General features: G+C 74.0%; 21 protein-coding genes. 7 read left to right on the plus strand and 14 right to left on the minus strand.

All coding sequences use genetic code 11. The annotated features are described in order from the left end of the window. The first annotated feature begins 171 nt into the window (after positions 1–171). The 3 genes from eccE (at position 172) to ACGFWJ_RS33215 (ending at position 4,550) form a co-directional block, all read left to right on the plus strand. Positions 172–1,557 carry a type VII secretion protein EccE gene (gene eccE, locus ACGFWJ_RS33205; protein ID WP_387649676.1) on the plus strand — a complete coding sequence of 462 codons (1,386 nt, stop codon included), beginning with the start codon at positions 172–174 and terminating at the stop codon, positions 1,555–1,557. Next, on the plus strand, positions 1,557–2,315 hold the full coding sequence (locus ACGFWJ_RS33210; RefSeq protein WP_387649679.1) for a hypothetical protein: 759 nt from the start codon (positions 1,557–1,559) through the stop codon (positions 2,313–2,315). The genes eccE and ACGFWJ_RS33210 overlap by 1 nt, the downstream gene beginning before the upstream one ends. A 210-nt stretch (positions 2,316–2,525) precedes the next feature. Beyond that, positions 2,526–4,550, plus strand: coding sequence for an AAA family ATPase (locus ACGFWJ_RS33215; protein ID WP_392956129.1), 2,025 nt, complete (start codon positions 2,526–2,528; stop codon positions 4,548–4,550). Between the two features lie 55 nt (positions 4,551–4,605). On the opposite strand, the gene ACGFWJ_RS33220 is transcribed toward ACGFWJ_RS33215, so the two are convergent. Both ACGFWJ_RS33220 and ACGFWJ_RS33225 read right to left on the minus strand, forming a co-directional pair. After that, positions 4,606–5,550, minus strand: coding sequence for a bifunctional riboflavin kinase/FAD synthetase (locus ACGFWJ_RS33220; RefSeq protein WP_387649684.1), 945 nt, complete (start codon positions 5,548–5,550; stop codon positions 4,606–4,608). 63 nt (positions 5,551–5,613) lie between these two features. Further along, a complete protein-coding gene (locus ACGFWJ_RS33225) occupies positions 5,614–9,036 on the minus strand; it encodes a serine protease (RefSeq protein ID WP_392956132.1) in 3,423 nt (1,140 codons plus the stop codon). Between the two features lie 242 nt (positions 9,037–9,278). Between ACGFWJ_RS33225 and ACGFWJ_RS33230 the strand changes: the two genes are divergently transcribed. After that, positions 9,279–9,788, plus strand: coding sequence for a GNAT family N-acetyltransferase (locus ACGFWJ_RS33230; protein ID WP_387649690.1), 510 nt, complete (start codon positions 9,279–9,281; stop codon positions 9,786–9,788). A 57-nt stretch (positions 9,789–9,845) separates the two neighbouring features. On the opposite strand, the gene truB is transcribed toward ACGFWJ_RS33230, so the two are convergent. The 8 genes from truB to rimP all read right to left on the minus strand — a co-directional run bounded on the left by truB (position 9,846) and on the right by rimP (position 18,196). Next, positions 9,846–10,751: a tRNA pseudouridine(55) synthase TruB gene (gene truB / locus ACGFWJ_RS33235; RefSeq protein WP_387868441.1), complete on the minus strand. Its 906-nt coding sequence runs from the start codon at positions 10,749–10,751 to the stop codon at positions 9,846–9,848. Positions 10,752–10,852: 101 nt separating this feature from the next. Next, positions 10,853–11,983 carry a bifunctional oligoribonuclease/PAP phosphatase NrnA gene (locus ACGFWJ_RS33240; protein WP_392956136.1) on the minus strand — a complete coding sequence of 377 codons (1,131 nt, stop codon included), beginning with the start codon at positions 11,981–11,983 and terminating at the stop codon, positions 10,853–10,855. Further along, positions 11,980–12,417, minus strand: coding sequence for a 30S ribosome-binding factor RbfA (rbfA, locus tag ACGFWJ_RS33245; protein WP_387649698.1), 438 nt, complete (start codon positions 12,415–12,417; stop codon positions 11,980–11,982). Before rbfA ends, ACGFWJ_RS33240 begins: the two co-directional genes overlap by 4 nt. A gap of 145 nt (positions 12,418–12,562) precedes the next feature. Beyond that, positions 12,563–12,859 (minus strand): DUF503 domain-containing protein, encoded by a 297-nt coding sequence (locus tag ACGFWJ_RS33250; RefSeq protein WP_073818821.1) that lies wholly within the window; start codon positions 12,857–12,859, stop codon positions 12,563–12,565. 124 nt (positions 12,860–12,983) lie between these two features. After that, on the minus strand, positions 12,984–16,088 hold the full coding sequence (gene infB, locus ACGFWJ_RS33255) for a translation initiation factor IF-2 (RefSeq protein WP_387649702.1): 3,105 nt from the start codon (positions 16,086–16,088) through the stop codon (positions 12,984–12,986). A gap of 189 nt (positions 16,089–16,277) precedes the next feature. Beyond that, positions 16,278–16,580, minus strand: coding sequence for a YlxR family protein (locus ACGFWJ_RS33260; RefSeq protein ID WP_387649775.1), 303 nt, complete (start codon positions 16,578–16,580; stop codon positions 16,278–16,280). Between the two features lie 69 nt (positions 16,581–16,649). After that, positions 16,650–17,651, minus strand: coding sequence for a transcription termination factor NusA (gene nusA / locus ACGFWJ_RS33265; protein ID WP_387649705.1), 1,002 nt, complete (start codon positions 17,649–17,651; stop codon positions 16,650–16,652). Between the two features lie 2 nt (positions 17,652–17,653). Continuing rightward, positions 17,654–18,196: a ribosome maturation factor RimP gene (gene rimP, locus ACGFWJ_RS33270; RefSeq protein ID WP_387649708.1), complete on the minus strand. Its 543-nt coding sequence runs from the start codon at positions 18,194–18,196 to the stop codon at positions 17,654–17,656. A 226-nt stretch (positions 18,197–18,422) separates the two neighbouring features. Between rimP and ACGFWJ_RS33275 the strand changes: the two genes are divergently transcribed. Genes ACGFWJ_RS33275 through ACGFWJ_RS33285 form a run of 3 tightly spaced genes read left to right on the plus strand, consistent with a single transcriptional unit; the run spans position 18,423 to position 20,909 of the window. Continuing rightward, positions 18,423–19,361, plus strand: a complete 939-nt coding sequence (locus ACGFWJ_RS33275; RefSeq protein WP_392956139.1) for a ferritin-like domain-containing protein — start codon at positions 18,423–18,425, stop codon at positions 19,359–19,361. Between the two features lie 32 nt (positions 19,362–19,393). Further along, entirely contained in the window at positions 19,394–20,308 is a 915-nt protein-coding gene (locus ACGFWJ_RS33280) for an aminoglycoside phosphotransferase family protein (RefSeq protein WP_392956141.1), read from the plus strand. 49 nt (positions 20,309–20,357) lie between these two features. Continuing rightward, positions 20,358–20,909 (plus strand): GNAT family N-acetyltransferase, encoded by a 552-nt coding sequence (locus ACGFWJ_RS33285; RefSeq protein WP_387649715.1) that lies wholly within the window; start codon positions 20,358–20,360, stop codon positions 20,907–20,909. Between the two features lie 7 nt (positions 20,910–20,916). Here the strand turns inward: ACGFWJ_RS33285 and ACGFWJ_RS33290 are convergent, their stop codons facing one another. The 4 genes from ACGFWJ_RS33290 to dxr all read right to left on the minus strand — a co-directional run bounded on the left by ACGFWJ_RS33290 (position 20,917) and on the right by dxr (position 25,774). Continuing rightward, the gene (locus ACGFWJ_RS33290) at positions 20,917–21,792 is read right to left on the minus strand and encodes a GNAT family N-acetyltransferase (protein WP_387649778.1); all 876 of its coding nucleotides are present in this window, start codon (positions 21,790–21,792) and stop codon (positions 20,917–20,919) included. 82 nt (positions 21,793–21,874) lie between these two features. Then, positions 21,875–23,035 (minus strand): flavodoxin-dependent (E)-4-hydroxy-3-methylbut-2-enyl-diphosphate synthase, encoded by a 1,161-nt coding sequence (gene ispG, locus ACGFWJ_RS33295; protein WP_387868431.1) that lies wholly within the window; start codon positions 23,033–23,035, stop codon positions 21,875–21,877. A 176-nt stretch (positions 23,036–23,211) separates the two neighbouring features. Further along, positions 23,212–24,519, minus strand: a complete 1,308-nt coding sequence (locus ACGFWJ_RS33300) for a M50 family metallopeptidase (protein WP_392956145.1) — start codon at positions 24,517–24,519, stop codon at positions 23,212–23,214. A gap of 25 nt (positions 24,520–24,544) precedes the next feature. Continuing rightward, positions 24,545–25,774 carry a 1-deoxy-D-xylulose-5-phosphate reductoisomerase gene (gene dxr, locus ACGFWJ_RS33305; RefSeq protein WP_387649723.1) on the minus strand — a complete coding sequence of 410 codons (1,230 nt, stop codon included), beginning with the start codon at positions 25,772–25,774 and terminating at the stop codon, positions 24,545–24,547. Positions 25,775–25,788: the final 14 nt, after the last annotated feature.

The raw sequence follows: 25,788 nt of genomic DNA on the forward strand, positions 1-25,788 counted from the left end.
GTCCGGAACGGTCAACCCTCTACGATGCGACAGCAGACGGTGAGTACGGTAACGGGTAGGCTCCGACGGTCCGCCATCCGGGCTGTCGACCCGGCCCGCGACCCGGCCCTGAGGGCCGCAGCCGCACGGGGATCTGACGGCACATCTGAAGCAGAGAGGGCAATTCGGGGGATGCCAAGCCAGTCCGCTCCAGCACGACGACGCTCCAGCACGAACGGCCGGAGGCCGGACGCCCAGGGCGGCCGGCGGGCGCGTACCGCTCCGGCCGCGGCGCCCACCGGCCCGGTCGGCCTGCGGCTGCTGCCCAGGCCCGGGCTGCTCGCCCGCCGCCTGGAGCTCAAGCAAATCGTCCAACTCGAGGTCGCCGTCGCCCTGGTGGCGGTCGGCTGGTCGATCAACAAGCTGATGGCCGCGGTTCTCGCGGTGCCCGCGGTGATTCTCGTCGTGGTGGCGCTGCTGCGCCTCGGCGGCCGCACCATGGGCGAGGCGGTGGGGGTCCGCTCGGCGTTCAACTCCCGTCGCAAGGAAGCGAAGTACAACGTTCCGCCGCCCGGCACCGACCCGGCGCTGGCGCCGATGATGGAGCTGGACCCGGCGCTGCGCACCTGCACCCACGCGATCGAGACCGACCTCGGTGACGGGCGGCCGCTGCGCCGCGAGACCGGCATGATCGGCGACGGCACGTTCTTCACCTCGGTGCTGCTGGTGCAGTCGAAGGACCAGCCGCTGCGTCCGGGCCGGACCCCCGAGTCCTCGCTGCCGCTGGACCTGATCTGTTCGGTCCTGCAGGTCGACGACATTCCGCTGGAGTCGGTGCAGCTGATCCAGCACACCCAGCCGGCGCCCGCGCCGCATCTGCCGGAGCACTCGCTGGCCGCGCGCGCCTACCAGCAGGCGCCCGGAGGAGTGAACACTCCTGCGCTGCGGTTGACGTGGATCGCCATCAAGCTCGACCCGGAGCACGCCTCCACCGCCGTGCTGGCCCGCGGCGGCGGCGAGGAGGGCGCCCGCAAGGCGCTCCAGCGGGTCACCGACCAGCTCGCCGGGCGGCTGAACAGCGCCGGCTTCACCGCGACCGTCCTGGACGAGCGCGAGCTGATCGCGGCGCTGGCCATCTCGGTGTGCGCCAACCCGGTCGCGGTGGCGGGCCGTCAGGGCTCCGGCGGCGGCGGGGTCGGCGTGCGCCGGGCCCAGGAGTCCGCCAAGTTCTGCCGGATCGACGACCGCTGGCACGCCACCTACTGGATCTCCAAGTGGCCGGAGCTGTCCCGTCCGGGCGCCGGCGGCGGCCGGGTCGCCGCCCCCGATCTGGTCAACCAGCTGACCAGCACCCCGGCGTTCGCCTCCACCTTCTCGATCACCGCGACCCGCGCGATGGGCGGCTCGGTGGCGCTCAGCGGGCACGTCCGGCTGACCGGGCGCAGCGAGAGCGAGGTCGCCCAGGTGGGCCGCCTGGTGGAGTCCCGCGCCCAGCACGCCGGCACCGCGCTGACCCGTCTCGACCAGGAGCACGGCCCGGGCCTGCTCGCCACGCTGCCCCTGGGGGGAACTTCCTGATGGCCTATCAGACGTACGGCGGCCAGGCCCCGCAGCCCGCCGAGCAGAGCCGGGTGCGGGTCCGTCCCGGCTACGGCCTGCGCGGCCCCCGCCGGGAGAAGCACGTGCTGACCCTCGAGGACCTGTCGGCGCTGGCCTTCCCGGTCGGCGACGACGGCGTGGTGATCGGCCTGGACCAGCAGCAACGGCCCGCCGTGATCGGCCTGTTCCGGCCGACGCAGTACGACGTGGTGCTGGTCGGTGGCATGTGGACGGCGCAGCTGATCGCGCTGCGCGCCGCCGCCACCGGTGCCCGCGTCGCGGTGGAGACCGGCCGTCCGCAGGCGTGGGCGCCGATGGCGCAGGCCGCGGGTGGCGGTCAGCCGTGCGTGACGATCCACCAGGTGGGTCGTCTGGGCGCGCAGGGCGCGTCGGTGGCGTCACCCGTCCTGGTGGTCCGTGACCTGGGTGCGCGGCCCTCGCGCAGCCGGCTGTCCGCGTCGCCGTGGCAGACCACGCTGACGGTGCTGCCGTACCTGGGCCCGAACGCGAGCCGGGTGCTGAACGCCGCCGACCTGGTCGGTCTGCAGCGGATCTCACCGCAGGAATCGGAGCTGGTGGGTCGTCTGTTGTCGCTGTCGCCGGGCGATGTGAACACCTTGCCGACGATGCCCGACCACATCACCCTGTGGGCGACCCGGATGCGCCGTCAGTACGTGATGACCAATCCGGGCGAGGCCGAGACCCAGGTGCTGGGCGGCCCGCGCCGCATGGACTGAAGCGGTGCGGCCGGGAGGGCCGTGTCGCACGGGCCGGCCGGCCGGTGCGCCTGACGGGGGTGGTGTTTCCCGAGGGACGGACCGGTCGGCCGACCCGCTCCGATCTGCCGTCAGGTCGGCCTCCGCCTTCAGCGGACCGGTCCGCACGGCCTAGTCTTGTTGCCCGAAGGCAACCGCCGAAGCGATGTCGGCGAGAACGAGGGAGCCCCAGTGAGCAGCGATCGGGACGGCGTCTATGTCGGCGACAACGCGGCCGAGGACGACGATGAGTGGCCCGATACCCCGGACTACACCGCTCCGTCCTGGTACACCCAGAGCGCCGCTCCCGGCCCGGCCCAGCCGCCTGTCCAGCAGCAGCCGGTGCAGCAACAACCGCCGGTCCATCAGCAGCCGGTCCAGCAGCCGGTGCAGCCGGAGGTCCAGCAGCAGCCCGCGCCGCAGCCTCCGGTAGCGCCCGAGCAGCCGCAGCCCGTCCAGCCGCAGCCCGTCCAGCAGCAGCCCGTGCAGGCGCAGGTGCCGCCGGCCGAGCCGGTGGCCGTTCAGCAGCCGCCGGTCCAGCACCAGCAGCCGCCCGCGCCGGGCCCCGAGCAGCACTCCGGGCCGGCCACCGACGGGCAGGGTGTGCCCGTCGCGCCGCCGGTGGAGCTCGCGTCCGCCGCGGCGCCGGTGCAGGAGGCCGCGCAGCAGCCCGTCCAGCAGCAGCCGCCGTACCCGCAGCAGGGTCAGCAGCAGTGGGCCGGGCAGCCGCCGGTGCAGCAGCAGCCGCCGCCGCAGCAGTGGCCCAACCAGCCGCCGCAGCAGCAGCCTTACCCGCAGCAGGCCCAGCAGCAGCCCGTCCAGCAGCAGCCGCCGTACCCGCAGCAGGGTCAGCAGCAGTGGGCCGGGCAGCCGCCGGTGGATCCGCGGGCGGGCGGCTGGCCGCAGGCCGGACAGCAGCAGCAGGCCGGGCCGGGCCCGGCGTACCAGCAGCACTCGGGTCCGAACGCCCCGCAGGCGCCGGCGCAGTTCCAGCAGCCCGGTCCGCAGCAGGCGGCGCACGGTGCGGCGCTGGGGTACACGGCGGCGGTGGAGCTCTCCTCGGACCGGCTGCTGCGCGGTCAGCCGAAGGTGCAGAAGCAGTCGCGGTTCCAGTTCGGCGGCAAGTCGGCGCAGGCCGGCAAGCAGCAGAAGCTGGAGCTGATCCGGCACCCGGTGATGACCTGCTACCGGATCGCGGTGATCAGCCTCAAGGGCGGTGTCGGCAAGACCACGACCACCACCTCGCTGGGCGCGACGCTGGCCAGTGAGCGGCAGGACAAGGTCATCGCGATCGACGCGAACCCGGACGCGGGCACCCTGGGCCGCCGCATCAAGCGGCAGACCGGGGCGACCATCCGCGACCTGGTGACGGCGATCCCGCACGTGCGCAGCTACATGGACATCCGTCAGTTCACCTCGCAGGACCCGAACTCGGGCCTGGAGATCGTCGCCAACGACGTGGACCCGGCGGTCTCCACCACCTTCGACGACTCGGACTACCGCCAGGTCATCCAGGTGCTCGGGCAGCACTACCCGATCATCCTGACCGACTCGGGCACCGGTCTGCTGTACTCGGCGATGCGCGGTGTGCTGGACCTGGCGGACCAGCTGATCGTGGTGGCCACGCCCAGCGTGGACGGTGCGTCCAGCGCCTCCACCACGCTGGACTGGCTGTCCGCGCACGGCTACGCGGACCTGGTGCAGCGGTCGATCACGGTGGTCTCCGGGGTGCGCGAGACCAGCAAGATGATCAAGATCGAGGACATCGTGGCGCACTTCCAGACCCGCTGCCGCGGTGTCGTGGTGGTGCCGTTCGACGAGAGCCTCGCGGCCGGCGCCGAAGTCAACCTGGCGATGATGCGGCCCAAGGTCCGGGACGCCTACTTCGAGCTGGCCGCGCTGGTCGGCGAGGACATCGCCCGGGCGCAGCAGCAGGGCGGCTGGCAGCAGCAACAGCAGCAGCAGGGCGGCTGGCAGGGCCAGCAGCAGGGCGTCCCGCCGCAGCAGCAGCCGTACCCGCAGCAGTACCAGCAGGCGCCGCAGCAGGGCGGCTACCCGGCGCCCGGGCAGCCGTGGCAGCAGCAGCCGCCGCAGCAGCCGTACCCGCAGCAGCAGCCCGGCGGTTACCCGCCGCAGGGCCCGCCGGTGCCCGGTTACGGCTACCCACCGCAGGAGGGCCCGCCGCCCGGCTACGGGTACCCGCCGCAGCACGGCTGAGCGCACGTCAAAAAAGCCCCCCGCGAATCGCGGGGGGCTTTCGTGTGGCGGCCGGTCAGGGGCGCTCGGTGAGTTCCCGGGCGCGCTTGACGTCCTCGGCCATCCGCTCCAGCAGGGCGTCGATGGAGTCGAACTTCTCCATGCCGCGCAGCCAGGCGAGGAAGTCGACGGCGACGTGCTTGCCGTACAGGTCGAGGCCGACCCGGTCGATGGCGTACGCCTCGACGGTGCGGGTGGTGCCGTCGAAGGTCGGGTTGGTGCCGACCGAGATGGCGGCGGGCATGCACTCGCCGTCGGCGGTGAGCCAGCCCGCGTACACGCCGTCGGTGGGGATCGCCGAGTAGGGGACGGTGTCGACGTTGGCGGTGGGGTAGCCGAGTTCGCGGCCGCGCTGGGCGCCCCGGACGACCACTCCCTCGACCCGGTGCGGGCGGCCGAGGACCTCGGCGACGCCCGCCATGTCGCCGGCCGCGACCAGGCGGCGGCACAGGCTGGACGAGAACGGTTCGCCGTCGCCGGCGGCGCCGCGCACCTGCAGGTCGAGCACCTCGACCGCGAAGTCGTCGGCCCGGCCGAGCTCGGCGAGCAGTTCCACGTTGCCCGCCGCGCGGTGGCCGAAGCGGAAGTTGGGGCCCTCGACCACGGCCTTCGCGCGCAGCGCGTCGACCAGCACCGAGCGCACGAAGTACTCCGGCGACTCCTTGGAGAACTCGGCGGTGAACGGCAGCACCAGGACGGCGTCCACACCGAGCTGCTCGATCAGCTCGGCCCGCCGGGGCTGCGGGGCGAGCAGCGGCGGGTGGCTGCCCGGGCGGACCACTTCGCTGGGGTGCGGGTCGAAGGTGACGACGACCGACCTCGCCCCCAGCTCCCCGGCCAGCTCGACCACTCGCTTGATGATCAACTGGTGTCCGCGGTGGACCCCGTCGAACGATCCGATGGTGACGACGCTGCGCCCCCAGTCCCCGGGGATCTCCTCCAGGCCGTGCCAGCGCTGCACCTGACCGCTCCTTGTTCCTACGGTGTGCACACCCGGTGCACTCGAAAGACCGAAACCGAACCCCTATAGCGTGCCATGCGACCGACCCTGCCCAGGTACCGGAAGGCCCCCGGTGTGACCGGTCAGACGGCCGCCGGGGCGGTCCACCTGCCGTTCCGCCTCCGCGGCGGCGTGCTGCGGGTCCCGGCCGGCGGCGGTGAGAGTCCGCATCCTGGTCAGCCGGGGCCCCGCGGGCGGTGGCGCGGCGTCCGCGGGCCAGTCGGCCAGCAGCCGGGCGAAACCGGCCCAGCGGCCCGCGCAGCGCACCAGGACGGCGTCCGCCCCGGGCCAGCGGTCGGCGATCCGGTGCAGCAACTCGCGCACCCGCGACGGCGGGTGGGCGGCGTGCCGGGCCGCCAGCGCCTCCAGGACGGCGCCCAGGACGGCAGGGTGCCGCTCGGCGGCCAGCAGGGCGTCCAGCAGGCCCGCACGGCCCTTCCCGGGGGCGGCCAGCACCGGCGCGAAGCGGGCCCGCTCCGGGGGGCCGGCGGCGAGCAGGGCCGGCAGCAGCGGGCGGGCATCCCGTCCGGCGTCCAGCAGCCGGTCCAGGTGGTCGGCGATCTGCCCGGCCCGCTCGGGCTGTTCGCGGAGCAGTTCGGCGGCGAGCAGCACCCCGGCGCGCACCACCGCCGGGTCCGCCGCCCGGTCGAGCGCCCGCAGCCCGTCGCCGTCCCGCGCCCCGGGCAGCCGCAGCCGCTCGCGGACGGCGGACAGCACCTGGGCCGGGTACTCCTCGACGAGTTCGCCCAGCACCTCCTCGGTCAGGAACGGGTCGCCCGCCCGGTACGCGGCCAGCGCCGCCGGCAGGTGTTCGGCGCGGGTCTGCGGGTCGCGCACCAGCAGCGCCAGGGCCGCGCCGTGCAGCGCCGGTTCCTCCTCCCGGGCCAGCAGGGCGCGGGCGGCCAGCCGCAGCAGCTGGGCGCCCGAGCCGCCCGCGTGCGGGGCGGTGCGCAGCGCGTGCACGGCGGCCGCGACGTGCCGTTCGGGGCGCGGGTCGTGGCTCCACCGGTCGACCGCCCGGCACAGCGCGGACGGCTCCCGTTCGGCGAGCCGCCCGAGCAGCGCGTCGGCGCGCGGGTGTGCGGCGGCGACCAGTGCCTCCGTCAACTCGTCGAGGGCCAGCGCCCGGTGCTCGAACAGCAGCGCGTCGGCGAGGTCGGCGGCGCCGGGCCCGGCGTGCTCGTACCAGCCGCAGAGCAGCGGCAGCACGGTGTGCGGCTCGGCGGCGAGCAGCTCCGCGACGCTCTCCCGCACCGCCTGCGCCTCGCCGTCCGGGTCGGCGGCCAGTCGCCCGAGCAGCGCGACCCGGTCGGCGGCGGGCAGCGGCAGGCCGGCCCAGAACGCCGGGCCGAAGCGCTCGTCCCATCCGGCCCGCTCGACCAGCAGTTCCAGCAGCTCCCGATGCGCGCCCGGCTCGGGGCTGGCGGCGATGCCGTCGGTCAGCAGCCGGCCCGCCCACCAGTCCGGGTCGCCGCCGGGCTCGGCGCGCTCCAGCGTCAGCCGGATCCGGTGCAGCCACCCGTCCAGCGCCCCCGCGCCGCGCGCCGCGCCCACCCGGCGCAGCGCCCCCACCACCACCCCGACCCGGGCCCGGCCGACGGCGCCCTGACGGCCTGTCACTCCGGCGGTCGCCGCGGGTGGCAGGATCTTCCGGTCCGTCAACTCGTCTGTGCTGAAGGCGACTTCACCCGCCGAGCCCTCCGCCAGCAGCAGCCGCAGCGCCGCGTCCAGGTCCAGGTGCAGGCTCTGCAGCCACTCCCCCCACTCCTCGTGGCCGGCCCGGCGCCCGGCGCCCGCCGGGACCAGCAGGCGCTCCTCGTGAACGGCCCGCGCCCAGCCGCCCACGGCCGGGAACAGCCGCTCGAACTCCTCGGCGGGCAGTGCCCCGTCGCCCGCGCCGAGCATCAGCCGGGCGGCCTCGTGCAGCCGGCCGGCGGCGACGGCGGCCAGCCGCCGCACCTGGCGGGCGTCCTCGCCGGGCGGGACGGGGCCGCCGCGCCGGTGGCGGCGCTGCCCGCCGGGGGTGAGCGCGACCCGGCGGGCGACGGTCAGGCAGGCCAGGTCGAGCCAGCCGTCGAAGAGTTCGGTGCGGGTGGCGACCGGCCCGAGCGCGCCCGCGCCGCGCAGGTCGCCGGCCAGCCGCAGTGCCAGCGGGTGGCCGCGGTCGGCGGGGCCGAGGAAGGTCTCGGGCAGGCCGTAGCGCCGCCCGGCCCGGGCTGCCGCGTCGTCGGTGAGCGGGCCCAGCCAGAGTGCCCGGGCGGCGGCCCGCCAGGGGCCGAGCTGCTCCCAGGCATCGGGCCGGCAGGCGACCAGGGCCCGGGCGTGGTGGGTGCGCAGCCACTCCAGACCGGCGGCCAGCCAGGGCACGGTGAGCGCCCGCGGCGCCTCCTCGGGCCCGTCCAGCACCACCAGCAGCGGGCGGCCGCCGCCGGCGCACCGTTCGGCGAGTTCCGCCGGGCCGACCTCGGGGACGCCCAACTGCCGTGCGGCCGCAGCGAGTCGGCGGTGCAGGGTGTCGCCGAGGGTGCGGTCGCCTGGGGCCAGGTCGGCGCCGCGCAGCCACAGCGTGGGCAGGGGTTCGGCAGCGCCGGCCCGGCGGACGGCGAGCGCGGCGAGTTCGGTGGTGCGGCCGCTGCCGGCGCCGCCAAGCAGCACGGTCAGGGTGTCCTGCGGTTCCTCGCCGCTCAGGCCGTCGGGCCGGTCGACCCGGTCGGCGGCGAGTTCGGTGATCCGGCCGGGCCCGGCGGTGGCGGCGTCCAGCTGGGCGGCCGTCAGGCGCAGTCCGCCGGCCAGGTTGAGGGCGCGGCCGAACGCGGGCACGCCGGAGGCGTTGCGGGCCAGCAGCAGCCCGAGCGGGCCGCCGCCGGGCGGGCCCTCGACGGACAGCGGGACGGCGGCCACCCCGGCCCCGGCGGCGGTGCGCACCCGGGGCGCGACGACGCCCAGCACGGCGCCGGTGCCGGGGTCGAGCACGGGCGCGCCGGCCACCGGTGCCACCGCGAGGTCGAGCAGCAGCACGCCCGGTACCGTCCGGGTCTGCGCGCCGTCCCCGCAGCGGCCGTTCTCCCGGCCGAGCAGGGTGCCGCGGGCCAGCGCGGGCACGCCGTCCTCCCGGCGCTGGTGCGGCACCACGACGGGGCCGCCGACGTCTCCCCGCCCGATCGGCAGGGCGCGGCCGGGCACTCCGCCGACGGCCGTGGTCCGCAGCAGGGCCAGTCCGTGCTCCGGCAGCAGGTCGACGCTTTCCGGCCCGAGCACCCGGGACTGCCCGCCCGGGGTGTGCAGCACCAGCCGGGGCAGGCCTGCCACCGCCTCGTGCGCGGTCACCACCGTGCCCTGCCGGTCGGCGACGAACCCGAGGCCGCACAGCCGGCCCTGCACGTCCCGGATCCGCAGCAGCCCGTGCGCCGGGTCGCCCACGAAACCGGCGCTCGCGCCCTCGCCCATCCCGCCAGTCCTCCTGCCGCCGTGCCAGCACATCGGCCGCTCCGGCGACCGCCGGTCAGCTTGCCCCCCACCAGCCCCACAGCACCCCGCGCGCCCCGCTCACCACACCCGTTCACCTCGCGCGCCCCCGGCGACACGCCGCACAACGCCCCGGCCGCCCCGTTCCCGCCCGCCGAAACGCCCCGTTCCCGCCCGCCGAAAACCCGTGGGCCGGGCCGCTCCGCGTCTGTCACCATCCCGGCATGGATGTCCGCCTCGCCCCCTGGACCGACTCCCATTTCGCCCTGCTGGAGCGCATCAACACCCCGGAGATGCGCCGGCACGTGGGCGGCCCGGAGACCGGCGCACAGCTGCTGCACCGCCACCGCCGCTACCTCGAACTCCCCACCCTGGGCGGCGTCATGTTCGCGGTCCTGGCCGACGGCGAACCCGCCGGTTCGATCGCCTACCACCGGCGCGGCTGGCAGGGCGCGGAGATCTACGAGACCGGCTGGAACGTCCTGCCCGGGTTCCAGGGCCGCGGCATCGCCCTCGCCGCCGGCCGCCTGATGCTGGCCGCGCTGCGCGAGGTGACGGCGGCGGACCTCACCACCCCCGGCACCCTGCACGCCTTCCCCGCCACCGACAACGCCCCCTCGAACGCCCTGTGCGCCCGCCTCGGCTTCACCGACGCCGGCCCGTGCGCCTTCGAGTACCCCCAGCGCTCGGGGCGCTTCCTGCACAGCAACGACTGGCACCTGGCGCTGCGCTGAGACGCCGAACGGCCCCGGCGGAGTGCTCTCCACCGGGGCCGCCCAAGGCAATTGGCGTCAGCCGACGAACACCGCGACCGGCTTGGCCTTGCCGGCGTGCTCCTCGACCAGCGCCAGGAAGCGGCCGTCCGGGTCGAAGACCGCGATCGGGCCGTCCACGCCGAGACCGGGCGCGGGCAGCCGCATGCCGTTGGAGAGCAGCTTGGCCTGCTCGGCGTCGATGTCCCAGCGCGGGAACGCGGCGGCGGCCGCGTCGGCGATCGGCAGGACCTCGAGCTTCTCCTCCAACTGCTCCAGCGTGTGCGCGGATTCGACGGAGTACGGGCCGACCTTGGTGCGGCGCAGCATGGTCAGGTGCCCGCCGACGCCGAGCGCGGCGCCCAGGTCGCGGGCCAGCGCGCGGATGTAGGTGCCGGAGGAGCACTCGACCGTCACGTCGAGGTCGAGCACCGGCGTGCCGTCCTCGGCGACCGCGGGGCGCACCTCGTGCACCGTGAAGGAGTGCACGGTGGTCGGCCGGGCGGCGAGCTCGAAGTCCTCGCCCTCGCGGACCCGCGCGTACGAGCGCTTGCCGTCGATCTTGATGGCGCTGACCTTGGACGGCACCTGCATGATCTCGCCGGTGAGCTTGGCGATCTCGGCGTCGATCGCCTCCCGCGCCACCTGGTCCGCCGGGGCGGAGCCGGTGACCTCGCCCTCCCGGTCGTCGGTGACGGTGGTCTGCCCGAGCCGGATCGTGGCGTCGTAGGTCTTGGCGGTGAGCATCAGGTGCCCGAGCAGCCGGGTGGCCCGCTCGACGCCGATCACCAGGACGCCGGTGGCCATCGGGTCGAGGGTGCCGGCGTGCCCGACCTTGCGGGTGCCGGCCAGCCAGCGGAGCTTGGCGACCACGCCGTGCGAGGTGATGCCCTCCGGCTTGTCGACGATGACCAGCCCGTCGGGGCCCGTCCCTTTACGCTTCATCGCTTCATCATCGTTTCAAAATCTGGCGCGCATTCCTGCGCAACCGCCTTCGCGGCCGCCGTCGCGGCCGGTCGAAAGCCCGTCCACCGAACCGGACGAGCCTAGCGCGCGCTCTCTTCCGCCAACGCCACCCGGAACCGCTCCACGGTCTCCGGCACCCCCGCCCGGGCGGAGAACCCGGCCGCGAAGACGTGCCCGCCGCCGTCCAGCCGGGCGCACGCCGCGGCCACGTCGACCGCGCCCCGGGAGCGGCAGGAGCCGCGCAGCGTGCCGTCCGGGTCCTGCTTGAGCACCAGCGCGACGTCCGCCTCGGCGGGCTTGCGCAGCACGTCGATCAGGCCCTCGATCTCCTCGACGGTGACGCCGAACAGCGCCAGGTCCTGGTACGGCACCCAGGTCCACACCAGTCCGTGCCCGCCGGCCTGTTCGGGCTCGAACACGGCGCGCTCGAGCGCCCCGGCGAGCACCTTCAGGAAGCCGAAGGAGGTGGTGTCCCAGAGTTGACGGGAGATCAGGTCGTGCCGGATCCCGGTGGCGAGCATCCGCCCGGCCATCTCGTGGGTGGCGGGCGTGGTGGCCCGGTACTTGAACGAGCCGGTGTCGGTGGCGATGCCGGTGTACAGGCAGGTCGCGATCGGCTGGTCCAGCGGGACGCGCAGCCGGCGCAGCAGTTCGTCCGCCAGCACGGCGGTGGCGGGCGCGGACGGGTCGATCAGCCGGACGTCGCCGAAGCCCGGGTTGGAGGCGTGGTGGTCGAAGACCACCAGGTCGGCGGCGGCGAACGCCTTGTCGCGCAGCAGGCCGAGCCGGTCCTCGGAGGCGGCGTCGAAGGCCAGCACCAGCGCGGGCGCGTCGGGGATCGCGGCGGCCGGGACGATCAGTTCCTGCCCGGGCAGGAAGGACAGCGACTCGGGGATGATCTGCGGGTCGTCGCCGAACGACACCCGTACCCGCTTGCCGAGGCCGCGCAGGGCCAGTGCGGCGGCCAGCGCGGAGCCCAGCGCGTCGCCGTCGGGGCAGATGTGGCAGATCAGGTCGATCTCGTCGGCGTCCGCGATCAGTTCGAGGGTCCGCGCCCACTCGTGTGCGAACGGCCCGTCCGACTGCCCGGCGCCGGGTTCGGGCGACGACCCGTTGCGAGGGCCCGGAAGCACCGCGGGGGCGGACTCCACCTCAACGGTGGAGACCGCCCCCGCGGCGCCGGACTCGGCCGGGTTCCCGGCCGTGGTCACTCGTCCTCGTCGTCGTCGCGGGCCGCCTTGTACGGGTCGGCCTCGCCGGCGAAGGTGGCCCCGGCTGCGGCGCTGCGGACGGCGGCGTCGGAGAGCCGGGCCTTGTCCAGCAGGTCGTCGATGTTCCGGGCGTTGTCCGGCAGGGCGTCGGCGACGAAGGTCAGGGTCGGCGTGAACCGCACCCCGGTCTGCTTGCCGACCTCGGAGCGCAGGATGCCCTTGGCGCTCTCCAGCGCGGCCGCGCTGGACTCCCGCTCGGTCTCGTCACCGTAGACGGTGTAGAAGACGGTGGCCTCGCGGAGGTCTCCCGTCACCCGGGCGTCCGTGATGGTGACGTACCCGAGTCGCGGGTCCTTGATCCGGCGTTGCAGGGTCTCCGCCACGACCACCTGAATGCGGTCGGCGAGCTTGCGCGCCCTTGCGGTGTCGGTCACGTTGCCTTGCCTCCTCGTGCAATAGGCGCGGTACCCGGGTCACGACCTAGACCCGGTGGGGCCCTCTCCCCAACGTACCCGCCCGCGCCCAGCCTTGTGGGCGCTCCGGTTCCGATGCGGGTGTGACGGTGGTGACGCCCGCAGGTCATTCGTCGTCGTCGTGGTGGTGCCGCCTCCTCGCGGAGAGCAGCATCACCTCGGGGCGGCCGGCGACGAGCCGCTCACAGCTGTCCAGGATCTCGTTGACGTACCCGGCGTCGCCGGACACCACCGCAACGCCGATCTCGGCCCTGCGGTGCAGATCCTGGTTCCCGACCTCTGCGGCGCACACGCTGTACTTGCGCTGCAGTTCGGCCACGATGGGCCGCACGATCGACCGTTTCTCCTTCAGCGAGTGCACGTCGCCGAGGAGCAGGTCGAAGGTGAGAGTACCTACATACATGTAGTGACAGGCCTGGCCGGCCTGGGGGCCTCGAAGGATTCCCGACAGCCAGGACCCTAACAGCGCGGCCGGGGCCGGTCGACGGGATAACTGCACCCCGTCGACCGACCCCGGTCAGCAGCCGTTACGCGCGCGGCTTCTCGCGCATCTCGTAGGTCTCGATGACATCGTCGATCTTGATGTCGTTGAACGAGCCCAGCGTGACACCGGCCTCGAAGCCCTCGCGGACCTCGGTCGCGTCGTCCTTGAAGCGGCGCAGACCCTCGATGTTGAGGTTCTCCGCCACGACCTTGCCGTCGCGCAGCAGGCGAGCCTTGGTGTTGCGGCGGATGATGCCCTCGCGAACGATGACACCGGCGATGTTGCCGAACTTGGAGGAACGGAACACCTCGCGGATCTCCGCGGAGCCGAGGCGCACCTCCTCGTACTCGGGCTTGAGCAGGCCCTTGAGCGCGGCCTCGATCTCCTCGATCGCCTGGTAGATGACCGAGTAGTACCGGATGTCGACGCCTTCGCGCTCGGCCGCGGTACGGGCACGCCCCTCGGCGCGCACGTTGAAGCCGATGATGATGGCGTCCGAGCCCATCGCCAGGTCCACGTCGGACTCGGTGATGGCACCCACACCGCGGTGCAGGACCCGCAGCTCGACCTCTTCGCCCACGTCCAGCTTGACGAGGGCGTCTTCCAGGGCCTCGACCGAACCGGAGACGTCACCCTTGATGATGAGGTTGAGCTTCTCGATGTTGCCGGCGGCCAGCGCGGCCTCGAAGCCCTCCAGCGACACGCGGACGCGGCGCTGGGCCATCGAGGCGTTGCGGTCGCGGGCGGCGCGCTTCTCGGCGATCTGACGGGCGGTGCGGTCCTCGTCGACGACGATGAAGCTGTCGCCGGCGCGGGGCACCGAGGTCAGACCGAGCAGCAGCACCGGACGGGACGGGCCGGCCTCGGAGAGGCTGTTGCCGTTCTCGTCCAGCATCGCGCGGACGCGGCCGTAGGAGTCGCCGACGACGATCGAGTCGCCGACCCGCAGGGTGCCGCGCTGGACGAGCAGCGTCGCCATGGCGCCGCGGCCCTTGTCCAGGTGGGCTTCGATCGCGATGCCCTGGGCGTCCTGCTCCGGGTTGGCGCGCAGGTCGAGCGAGGCGTCCGCGGTCAGGACCACGGCCTCCAGCAGTTCCTCGATGTTGAGGCCCTGGCGGGCGGAGATGTCGACGAACATGGTGTCGCCGCCGTACTCCTCGGCCACCAGACCGAACTCGGTCAGCTGACCGCGGACCTTGGTCGGGTCGGCACCCTCGACGTCGATCTTGTTGACCGCGACCACGATCGGCACACCGGCGGCCTTGGCGTGGTTGAGCGCCTCGACCGTCTGCGGCATGACACCGTCGTTGGCCGCGACCACCAGGATCGCGATGTCGGTGGACTTGGCACCACGGGCACGCATGGCGGAGAACGCCTCGTGACCCGGGGTGTCGAGGAAGGTGATCGGGCGCTGCTCGCCGTTCACCTCGGTGACCACCTGGTACGCACCGATGTGCTGGGTGATGCCACCGGCCTCGCCCGCGACCACGTTGGTCTTGCGGATCGCGTCCAGCAGGCGGGTCTTACCGTGGTCGACGTGACCCATGACGGTCACGACCGGCGGACGCGGAGCCAGCTGCTCCTCGTCGCCCTCGTCGACACCGAAGTCGATGTCGAACGACTCCAGCAGCTCACGGTCCTCGTCGTCCCGGCTGACGATCTCCAGCACGAAGCCCATCTCGTCCGCCAGCAGCTGCAGCGTGGCGTCGGAGACCGACTGGGTGGCGGTGACCATCTCACCGAGGTTGAACATGACGGAGACGAGCGCGGCCGGGTTGGCGTTGATCTTCTCCGCGAAGTCCGTCAGCGACGCACCGCGCGACAGGCGAACGGTCGAACCGTTGCCGCGCGGCAGCATCACACCGCCGACGGACGGGGCCTGCATGGCCTCGTATTCCTGACGCTTCGCGCGCTTCGACTTCCGGCCACGCGCCGGACGGCCACCGGGGCCGCGACCGAACGCACCCTGCGTGCCACCACGGGCACCCGGGCCACCGGGACGACCGCCGAAGCCACCGGGACGGGCACCGCCGCCACCGAAGCCGCCGCCGCCACCGGCACCGCCGGGACGGGGACCGCCGAAGCCGCCACCGGCCGGACGCGAGCCCGGACCGGCCGGACGGCCCTGGAAGCCCGGACGGGCGCCACCCGGGGCACCCGGACGCGCACCGGGACCACCCGGACGCGCACCGGCACCCGGACCCGGACGCGGGCCCGGACGCTGCGGCATCATGCCGGGGTTCGGACGGGGCATACCGGACGGGCTCGGCGCACCGGGGCGCGGACCGGCCGGACGCGGCATGCCGTCGGGACGCGGAGCGCCGGCACCCGGAGCACCCGGACGCGGGGCACCAGCGGGACGGGGACCGCGCTCGCCGGCCGGGGCACCCGGACGCGGAGCACCCGCACCCGGACCGCCGGGACGGGGACCACGGTCGCCGGGACGGGGACCGCGCTCACCGGCCGGGGCACCCGGACGCGGAGCACCGGCACCCGGGGCACCCGGACGCTGGCCACGCTCGCCGCGCTCGCCGGCCGGACCGCCCGGACGGGGAGCGGACGGACGGGCCATGCCCGACGCGCCACCGGAGGTGAAGGGGTTGTTGCCCGGACGCGGGCCGGCCGGACGCGGGCCCGGACGGGCCGCGGGGTTGGCCGGGGCCGGCCGCGGGGCGGCCGGACGCGCCGGAGCCTCACCGGCCGGAGCCGGGGAGGAGAACTCGGCCGCCGGGGCGGGCGCGGCGGGCGCGGCCGGCGAAGCCGGACGGGCAGCCGGGCGCGGACCCGGGGTCGGCGCCCCGGCGGGCTTCGGCGCAGCCGAGCCCGCGGCGGGCGCGGGGGTAGGACGGGGGCCCGGCGTCACGGTCGGACGCGGGCCGGGGGTGGGGGCACCCGGCTTGGGTGCAGCCGCACCGGCACCGCCGGACGGCTGGGGCGCCGCGGGCTTCCGCGGGCCAGGCTTCGCGGAGGACGCGCCGCCGGACGGCGGGGTCGCTCCCAAAGCGTCAGTCAGCTTACGCACGACCGGCGCCTCGATCGTCGAGGACGCCGAACGCACGAACTCACCCAGCTCGGTCAGCTTGGCCATGACGGCCTTGCTCTCCAAACCAAGCTCCTTGGCGAGCTCGTATACCCGGACCTTAGCCACTTCGCTCCTGTCTATACGTCCGGGGTATTCGTCCGCCGGACTGTCGCTACTTCATGGGCGTACTCATCGCGTACTCATCGAGTGCTCATCGCAATCTCGACCTACTTCCATCTCGCGAGGTACCTGACTGGGCGCACGGCGATGTACCCACTGCCGTGCGCTGGTGCGTGTTGCCGGGCGCGAGGCCCGTCAGCGGGCCGACTGACCGTCGGCCGGACTTGCTCCTGCCCCGACGTACTCCCGCAGGGCGCCGGGTTCGAGCGTGCCCTGGACCCTGAGGGCCCTCGGGAACGCCCGGCGGCGGACCGCGAGGTCGAGGCAGTTCGGTTCGGGGTGCAGATACGCGCCCCGGCCCGGCAGTGTGCCGCGGGGGTCGGGGACGCATTCGCCCTCGCCCGCCACGACACGCAGCAGCTCGTGCTTGGCCGCCCGCTTGCGGCAGCCCACGCAGGTGCGTTCAGGGCATGCGCGGACATGCGTCCGGCCAGACACGTTCAAGTCTACCCCTCCGAAGGGACTCGCCGCCGCCGAGTAGATCTCCGGAGGCTTCGAACAACGTTGTTACCGGTCCGAAGATTCCCCGGCGGGGACCTCGGTGTCCGGACGGATGTCGATCCGCCAGCCGGTGAGGCGGGCGGCCAGGCGGGCGTTCTGCCCCTCCTTGCCGATCGCCAGCGACAGCTGGTAGTCGGGCACGATCACCCGGGCGGAACGCTGGGCCAGGTCGACGATCTCCACCTTGGTCACCCGGGCGGGCGACAGGGCGGCGGCGACCATCTCGGCCGGGTCCTCCGACCAGTCGACGATGTCGATCTTCTCGCCGTGCAGCTCGGCCATCACGCCGCGCACCCGCATGCCGTTCGGGCCGATGCAGGCACCCTTGGCGTTCAGGCCCTGACGGCGCGACCACACCGCGATCTTGGTGCGGTGACCGGCCTCGCGGGCGATCGCCGCGATCTCCACCGAGCCGTCCGCGATCTCCGGGACCTCCAGCGCGAACAGCCGCTTCACCAGGTTCGGGTGGGTCCGCGACAGCGTGACCGACGGGCCGCGCACACCGCGCCGCACGCCCACCACGTAGCACTTCAGCCGGGTGCCGTGCCGGTAGTCCTCGCCCGGGACCTGCTCCTGCGGCGGCAGGATGGCCTCGAGCTTGCCGATGTCGACCAGGATGTTCTTCGGGTCGTTGCCCTGCTGGACGACACCGGTGACGATGTCGCCCTCCTTGCCGGCGTACTCACCGAAGGTCTTGTCGTCCGCGGCGTCCCGCAGCCGCTGCAGGATGACCTGCTTGGCGGTGGACGCGGCGATCCGGCCGAACCCGCTCGGGGTGTCGTCGAACTCCTTGGGCTCCACGCCCTCGTCCAGCTCGGCGGCGTCCTCCAGGGCCCACACCGTCACGTGGCCGGTCTTGCGGTTCAGCTCCACCCGCGCCCGGCGGCGGGAGCCCTCGGTGCGGTGGTACGCAATGAGGAGGGCCGACTCGATCGACTCGACCAGCAGGTCGAACGGCACGCCCTTCTCGGTGACCAGCCCGCGCAGGGCACTCATGTCGATGTCCACGATTACGCCTCCTCTTCCTCTTCGTCCGTGTCCGCGATGTCAGCGGCGGCGTCGAGCAGTTCCTCGTCCTTGCGGTTGAACTCGACCTGCACCCGGGCCCGCGCGATCTCCGCGAACTCCAGTCGGCGCTCCTTGGGGCGGCCGCGCCCCTTCACCGGCTGCACCTCGACCAGTGCGCCGTCCTCGTCGCTCTCCAGCACCCGCGCGGTCAGCTCCGCGCCGTCCACCAGCTTGATCGCCGCCAGCCGGCCGGTCGCCCGGCGCCAGTGCCGCGGCTCGTTCAGCGGACGCTCCGCGCCCGGCGAGCCGACCTCCAGCAGGTACGGGGCGTCACCCATCAGGTCCGACTCGTCCAGCGCCTGGCCGACCAGGCGGGAGAACTCGGCGATCGCGTCCAGGTCGACGCCGCCGTCGGCGTCCACGTCGATCTGCACCTGGCGGCGGCTGCCGGCCTGGGTCACCTTGACCTCTTCGAGGTCCAGCCCTGACTCGGCGGCCAGCGGCTCCAGCAATGTGCGCAGCCGGTCAGTGGGGGTGGTGCTCATCCGGGTGACTCCTCGGCCGCGTCTGCTGTTGTCGGAGGTGCTAACTCACCGCGAAGCCTATCCGGTCAACCCCCGAACCGCCGATTCCGACCCGGGCCGTGGCCGCCACCCTGCGAGCAACGTCACAGCCACCCATTACGGTCGAAGTCCTCGCCGGAAGTGCCAGGCTCGGGGATGATCCCTCCCGACGGGTCGTCAAGGCCCCACGACCCACGCTGGAGTGCCGATGCCCGCGCCCACACGGCGGTCCTTCCTCGCGCTCGGGGCGCTCGGCGGGCTCCACCTCCTCTGCGGCTGCACCGATGAGCACGACCACACCCCGGGCAAGGCCGCCGAGGACGCCGACCGGCCGGTGCGGCTGCGCCAGGTCGCCGCCACCGACGCCCTGCTCGCCGACTACACCGCCGTGCTCGCGGCGAGCCCCGCCGACGCCGACCGGCTCGGCGACCTGCGCGACGACGTGCTCCAGCACCGCGAGGCCCTCGCCCGGTCACTGCCCGCCTCCTCCCCCACCGCGGGTGCCGGCACGGCCCGCAGCGTCGCCGACCTGGCCGCGGCCGAACGCCGCACCGCGGGCCTGCGGCTGGCCGACCTGACCGCCGCCTCCCCCGCGCTGGCCAAGGCCCTCGCCTCGGTGGCCGCCTCCGGCGCCGCGCACGCCGCCGCCCTCGGCGACACCGGCCCGCTCACCGACGACGGCGCGTCCCCGTCACCCGCACCGGTCCCCCTCCCCACGGCGGACGCGGACGCCCTCCAGTCCGCGCTCGCCGCCGAACACGCCGCCGTGTACGGGTACGGCGTGGTGGGCGCCTTCCTGCCGGTCGGCCCGCAGCGCGAGGACGGCCGTGCCGCCTACGCCGCCCACCAGGCCCGCCGGGACGCCTGGCAGCGGCTGCTCGGCACCGGCGGCGTCTCCCCCACCGCCGCCGCACCCGGCTACCGGCTCCCGTTCCAGGTCAAGGACGCGGCCACCGCCGCCCAACTCGCGGCCCACCTGGAGACCCAGCTCACCGCCGCCTACGCCGACCTGTGCGCCACCACCGCCCTCCGCCCCCAGGCCGCCGCCGCCCTGCGCGAGTCCGCCCTGCGAGCCGCCCACTGGGGCGCCGACCTCCCCGCCCTCCCGGGCCTCGCCCCCACCGACCCCGCTCCCGCCGCGAGTTAGCAGCCCCCGGCTGCTGCGCGATGATGGACGGTATGTCCGCACAACCTGCGCAGTTCACCGTCCCCGAGCGTCTGGCCGAGTCGGTCCGGGCCGGGGGTGATCCGGGCGAGGCGCAGTGGCTGGCCGCACTGCCGTCCCGGTTCGCGGGGCGGCTGGCCGACTGGGGGCTGGTGCTGGAACGCATGGCCGAGCCCGGCGGGCGGAGCAGCGTGGTCGGGTACGCGTACCGCGCCGAGGACCGGACGCCGGTGGCGGTGAAGGCGCTGCGGCCGGGCGCCGACGCGGCGGCCGAGGCGGCGGCGCTGCGGGTCTGGGCCGGGCGCGGGGCGGTACTGCTGCTGGCCGAGGCGGAGCGGACGCTGCTGCTGGAGCGGCTGCACGGCGAGATCCCGCTGCGCTCGCTCGCGGAGACGAAGGCCACCCTGGAGGCCACCAGCCTGCTACGCCGCCTGTGGGTGGAGCCGCCCGCCGGGCACTCCTTCACCACCCTCGCCTCGCACGCCGGCCTTGTGGAGCGACGGATCGCCGAGCGGCGCGCCCTGCCGGGTGCGGCGGACGCGGCTCCGCTGGTGGACGAGGCGCTGGAGGCGGTGGCGCTGGCCGCGGACGGCGGCGGGTGGCTGCTGCACGGGGACTTCCACCACGGGCGGGTGCTGGCCGCCGACCGCTCGCCATGGCTGGCCGTCGGACCGCGGCCGGTGGTGGGCGACCGGGCGTACGACCTGGCCCGGCTGGTGCTGGACCGGCTGGAGACCCTGGCGGCCGCGCCGGGCCCGCGCGGTGCGGCCCGGCGGCGCCTGGCACAGCTGTCGGAGGCGGTGGAGCTGCCCGCCGACCGGGTGCGGGCCTGGGCGCTGCTGCGGGCCGTGGACATCGCGCTGGCGGCGCTGGCCCGGGGCGACGTGGCAGGTGCGGAGCTCCATCTGGAGTTCGCGGCCTGGCTGTGAGGACGGGGCGGTCCGCCGCCCGCGACGGCAGGTAGTAACGTCCCGCTTCATGGAGCAGCTCACCGGGGTGACGATCGAGGCCATCGACCTGGCGGCGTGGGCGCCTGCCGTGCTGGAGGTCCAGGCGGTCGCGTTCGGGCTGGGTCCGCAGGAGGTGGCGGTGCGGCTGCCGATCGTCGGCCGGCACGCACTGCAGCCCGGGGTGATCGCGCTGGGGGCGATGGCGCAGGGCCGGCTGGTCGGTTTCGGCTACGGGATGCCCAACCAGCGCACCCACTGGTGGTCGACGGTGATCGAGCCGTACTTGGCGGCGCGCGGCCTCGCGGACTGGCTGGACGGGGTGTTCGCGGTGACCGAGCTGCATGTGCTGCCGGAGTGCCAGGGCCTGGGGGTGGGCACCCGGCTGATCCGCACGCTGTGCGAGCGCTCCGGCCTGGACCGTTCGATCCTGTCGGCGATCGACGCGGAGACTCCGGCGCGCCGGCTCTACCGTTCGCTCGGCTACCGGGACTTGGCGCCGGCGGTGCGCTTCCCGAACACGGCCAGGCCGTACGCGGTGATGGGCGCGCACCTGCCGCTGCGCGACCCCTCGCGCCCGTGACGCGCCGTCAGAACAGCACGCTCATGAACGCGCCGACCTCGCGGAACCCGACCCGGCGGTAGGCGGCGCGGGCCCGCAGGTTGAAGTCGTTGACGTACAGCGACACCACGGGGGCGACCTCGGCGAGGGCGGTGTTGACGACCGCGGCCATGCCGGTCTCGGACAGCCCCTTGCCGCGGTGCTCGGGGGCCACCCAGACGCCCTGGATCTGGCAGGCGCCGGCCGTGACGGCGCCGATCTCGGCCTTGAAGACGACCTGGCCGTCCTCGCCGAAGCGGGCGAACGACCGTCCGGAGGAGACCAGTTCGGCGACCCGGGCCTGGTAGAGCAGGCCTCCGTCGCCGGCCAGCGGGGAGATCCCCACCTCCTCGGTGAACATCGCGACGCAGGCGGGGATCAGTGCCTCGATCTCGCCGCGGTGCACCCGGCGCACCAGCGGGTCGGGTTCGACCTCGGTGACGGGCGTGGAGGTGGCCATCAGCGGCTGGTGGCCGCGCACGTCACGGGCCGGGCCCCAGGAGCGTTCCAGCAGGGCCCACAGGGCGGCGACGGCGTCCCCCGGGCCGACGATCGAGGAGCAGCGGCGGCCCTGTCGGCGGGCCCGCTCGGCGAACGCGCGGACGGCCTCCGGGCCTGCGTTGACCGGGACCAGGTTGGCGCCGGCGTAGCAGAGCGCGTCGAGCCGTCCGTCGGCGTCGTGCCAGCCCCACATCTCGCCGCCGAGCCGCCACGGGTCGAGGCCGACGGCCTCCACCCGGGTGGCGACGAAGGCGTTGGCGACCGGGTCGCGGTGCAGGATCTCCAGCGCCGCGTCGAGGTCGGGCGTCTCCAGTACGCGGGTTGCGGCCAGCGCCCGGGCGACCTGGAACGGGCCGGGCAGCATCACACCTCGGTCGAGCACGGGAGGCACCTCTCGCAGGGGGCGGGACCGCCAAGTCGGCGGCCCCGCCGGGGACTTCAGGCCGTCACTCGCCGGCCACGACGACGGGGGCGCCGGATTCGACACCCTCCGCCTGCATCTGCTCGGCCAGCTTCATGGCCTCTTCGATCAGGGTCTCGACGATCTTCGACTCGGGCACGGTCTTGATCACCTCGCCCTTGACGAAGATCTGGCCCTTGCCGTTGCCGGAGGCGACGCCCAGGTCGGCCTCGCGGGCCTCGCCGGGGCCGTTGACGACGCAGCCCATGACGGCCACCCGCAGCGGCACCTCCATGCCCTCCAGGCCGGCGGTGACCTCCTCGGCGAGCTTGTAGACGTCCACCTGGGCGCGGCCGCAGGACGGGCAGGAGACGATCTCCAGGCCGCGCTCGCGCAGGCCCAGCGACTCCAGGATCTGGTTGCCGACCTTGATCTCCTCGGCCGGCGGGGCGGACAGCGAGACCCGGATGGTGTCGCCGATGCCCTCGGCGAGCAGCGCGCCGAACGCCACCGCGGACTTGATGGTGCCCTGGAAGGCCGGGCCGGCCTCGGTGACGCCCAGGTGCAGCGGGTAGTCGCAGGCCGCGGCGAGCTGCCGGTAGGCGTTGATCATCACGACCGGGTCGTTGTGCTTGACCGAGATCTTGATGTCGCGGAAGTCGTGCTCCTCGAACAGCGAGCACTCCCACAGCGCGGACTCCACCAGCGCCTCGGGAGTCGCCCGGCCGTACTTCTCCAGCAGGCGCTTGTCCAGCGAACCGGCGTTGACGCCGATCCGGATCGGCACGCCGGCGTCCTTGGCGGCCTTGGCGATCTCGCCGACCTTGTCGTCGAACGCCTTGATGTTGCCCGGGTTGACGCGCACCGCGGCGCAGCCGGCGTCGATCGCGGCGAACACGTACTTGGGCTGGAAGTGGATGTCGGCGATCACCGGGATCTGCGACTTCTTGGCGATGATCGGCAGCGCGTCGGCGTCGTCCTGCGAGGGGACCGCGACCCGGACGATCTGGCAGCCCGAGGCGGTCAGCTGGGCGATCTGCTGGAGCGTCGCGTTGACGTCGGAGGTCAGCGTGGTGGTCATCGACTGCACCGAGACCGGCGCGTCGCCGCCCACCGGAACGTTGCCGACCATGATCTGCCGCGAGTACCGGCGCTTGGCCAGCGGCTTGAGCGGCAGGGAGGGGATACCGAGCGAGATCGCGGTCATGTGCGCAGTGTTTCCTCTGCAGAAATTCGATGAGCCGACGCGCACTGCAACCGGCGCGCCCGGCGTCCAACGGTACGGCACGGCCGGGTGGCGAAGCACACTCGGCCGTGGTGGCGCGTGCCAGTGCCGCGTCAGGCAGCCTTTGCCCGTCGGGGCGAAGGTCGCCTGACGCGGCACTAGTTCAGGCGCACCGGGTTGATGATGTCGGCGGCCATCACCAGGGCCGTGAAGCAGATGAACACCCCGGCGACCACGTAGGCCAGCGGCATCAGCCGGGCCACGTCGAACGGTCCGGGGTCGGGGCGGCGCAGCACCCGGGCGAGGCCGCGGCGCAGCGACTCCCACAGGGCGCCGGCGATGTGGCCGCCGTCCAGCGGGAGCAGCGGCAGCATGTTGAACAGGAACAGCATCAGGTTGATGCCGGCCAGCAGCTGGACGAAGAACGCCAGCTGCTGGGTGGCGGGCAGGTCCATCGCGAACACGTCGCCACCGAGCCGGGCGGCGCCGACCATGCCGATCGGCGAGTCGGTGTCGCGCGGGGTGCCGTCGACCACGGCGTGCCACAGGCCGGGGATCTTGCCGGGCAGCTGGGCCAGCGACTCGACACTGTGCCGGGCCATCGAGTCCATCTGGTCGACGCTCTCGCCGAGCGACATGTGGTGCACGCCGACGGCGGGGGTGATGCCGAGGAAGCCGGCGGTGACGGTCTGCCCCTTGATCGGGTTGTTGTCCTTGTCCAGGGCCTGCAGCGTGTTGGTGGTGATGTCGGCGTTCAGCGTGCCGGGGCTGCCGTCCCGGTGCCGGACCTCGATGGCGACCTGCTTGCCCGCCGAGTCCCGGATCAGGCCGGACAGCTGCGGGTAGTCGTGGATCGGCACCCCGCCGAAGGTCAGCACGGTGTCACCGGCCCGCAGGCCGGCCAGGTTGGCGGGGGACTTCGGGTCCTCCGGCTTGCACTCGTCGGTCTTCGCGCTCACCGGCACCACGCACTCGCTGACCGACTTCACGGTCGGCACCGACTGCTGGACGCCGATCCCCATGAAGAGCGTCAGGAACAGGCCGATCGACAGGATCAGGTTCATGCCCGGGCCGGCGAACATCACGATGACGCGCTTCCACGGCTTGCGGGTGTAGAACAGCCGGGTCTCGTCGCCGTCCTGGATCTCCTCGTACGAGGCGGACCGGGCGTCCTCGATCATCGACCGCCAGGGCGAGCTGGAACGCTTCGTTATCCGGCCGTCCGCGCCGGGCGGGAACATGCCGATCATCCGGATGTAGCCGCCGAACGGGATCGCCTTCAGGCCGTACTCGGTCTCGCCCCGCTTGGTCGACCAGATGGTCTTGCCGAAGCCGACCATGTACTGCGGCACCCGGATGCCGAACAGCTTCGCGGTGGAGAGGTGGCCGAGCTCGTGCCAGGCGATCGAGAACAACAACCCGACCACGAAGATCAGGACGCCCAGCACCCACATCAGCTTGTCCACCGCGTCGCCTCCGTCGTCCTACCGCTTAGCCGGCCGCCAGTTCGCGGGCCCGGGCACGGGCCCAGCTCTCCGCGTGGAGTACGTCCTCCACCGTGAGCGAAGTTCCCGACTGGGGGGTGCCGTGTTCGGCGACCACCTTCGCCACAGTGTCCACGATTCCGGTGAAGGGCAGCGCGCCCTTCAGGAAAGCGTCCACACATTCCTCATTGGCGGCGTTGAAGACCGCCGGGGCGGTCCCGCCGAGCGTACCCACCTCGCGGGCCAGCTCGACGGCCGGGAAGGCCTGATTGTCCAGCGGGAAGAACTCCCAGGTCGCGGCCTTGGTCCAGTCGCAGCCGGGGGCGGCGTCCGGCACCCGCTCGGGCCAGCCGAGGCCCAGCGCGATCGGCATCCGCATGTCCGGCGGGCTGGCCTGGGCCAGCGTCGAGCCGTCGGTGAATTCCACCATCGAATGAACGACCGACTGCGGGTGGACCACCACCTCGATCCGGTCGAACGGAATGTCGTACAGCAGGTGCGCCTCGATCACCTCGAGGCCCTTGTTCACCAGGGTCGCCGAGTTGATCGTCACCACCGGGCCCATCGCCCAGGTCGGGTGCGCCAGCGCGTCGGACGGCGTCACGCCGGCCAGCTGCTCACGGGTGCGGTTGCGGAACGGGCCGCCGCTGGCGGTCACCACCAGCTTGCGGACCTCCGCGCGGGTGCCGCCGGCCAGCGCCTGGAACAGCGCGGCGTGCTCGGAGTCCACCGGCACGATCTGGCCGGGCTGCGCCACCGCCTTCACCAGCGGGCCGCCGACGATCAGCGACTCCTTGTTCGCCAGCACCAGCACCCGGCCGGCCCGCAGCGCGGCCAGCGTCGGCGCCAGGCCGATCGAGCCGGTGATGCCGTTCAGCACCGAGTGGCACTCCATCGCGGCCAGCTCGGTCGCCGCGTCCGGGCCCGCCAGCACCCGCGGCAGCGGGGCGCCCTGCCCCTTGGCCGCCAGGGCCTCGCGCAGCGGCCGCTCGGCGGCCGGGTCGGCCACCGCGACGGTGTGCACGCCCAGCGCGACGGCCTGCTCGGCGAGCAGCTCCACCCGGCCGCCGGCCGCGGACAGCGCGACCACCTTGAACCGGCCGGGGTTGCGGAGCACCACGTCGATGGCCTGCGTGCCGATCGAGCCGGTCGAGCCGAGAATGACCAACTCCCGCGGCCCGTCCGGGTCGGCGACGGTCGGGGTGAAGCGCAGCTGCGGATGGGCGAGCGAATTCATGCCCCCATTGTGGC

The organism is Kitasatospora sp. NPDC048407 (assembly GCF_043200475.1).
Lineage (GTDB): Bacteria > Actinomycetota > Actinomycetes > Streptomycetales > Streptomycetaceae > Kitasatospora.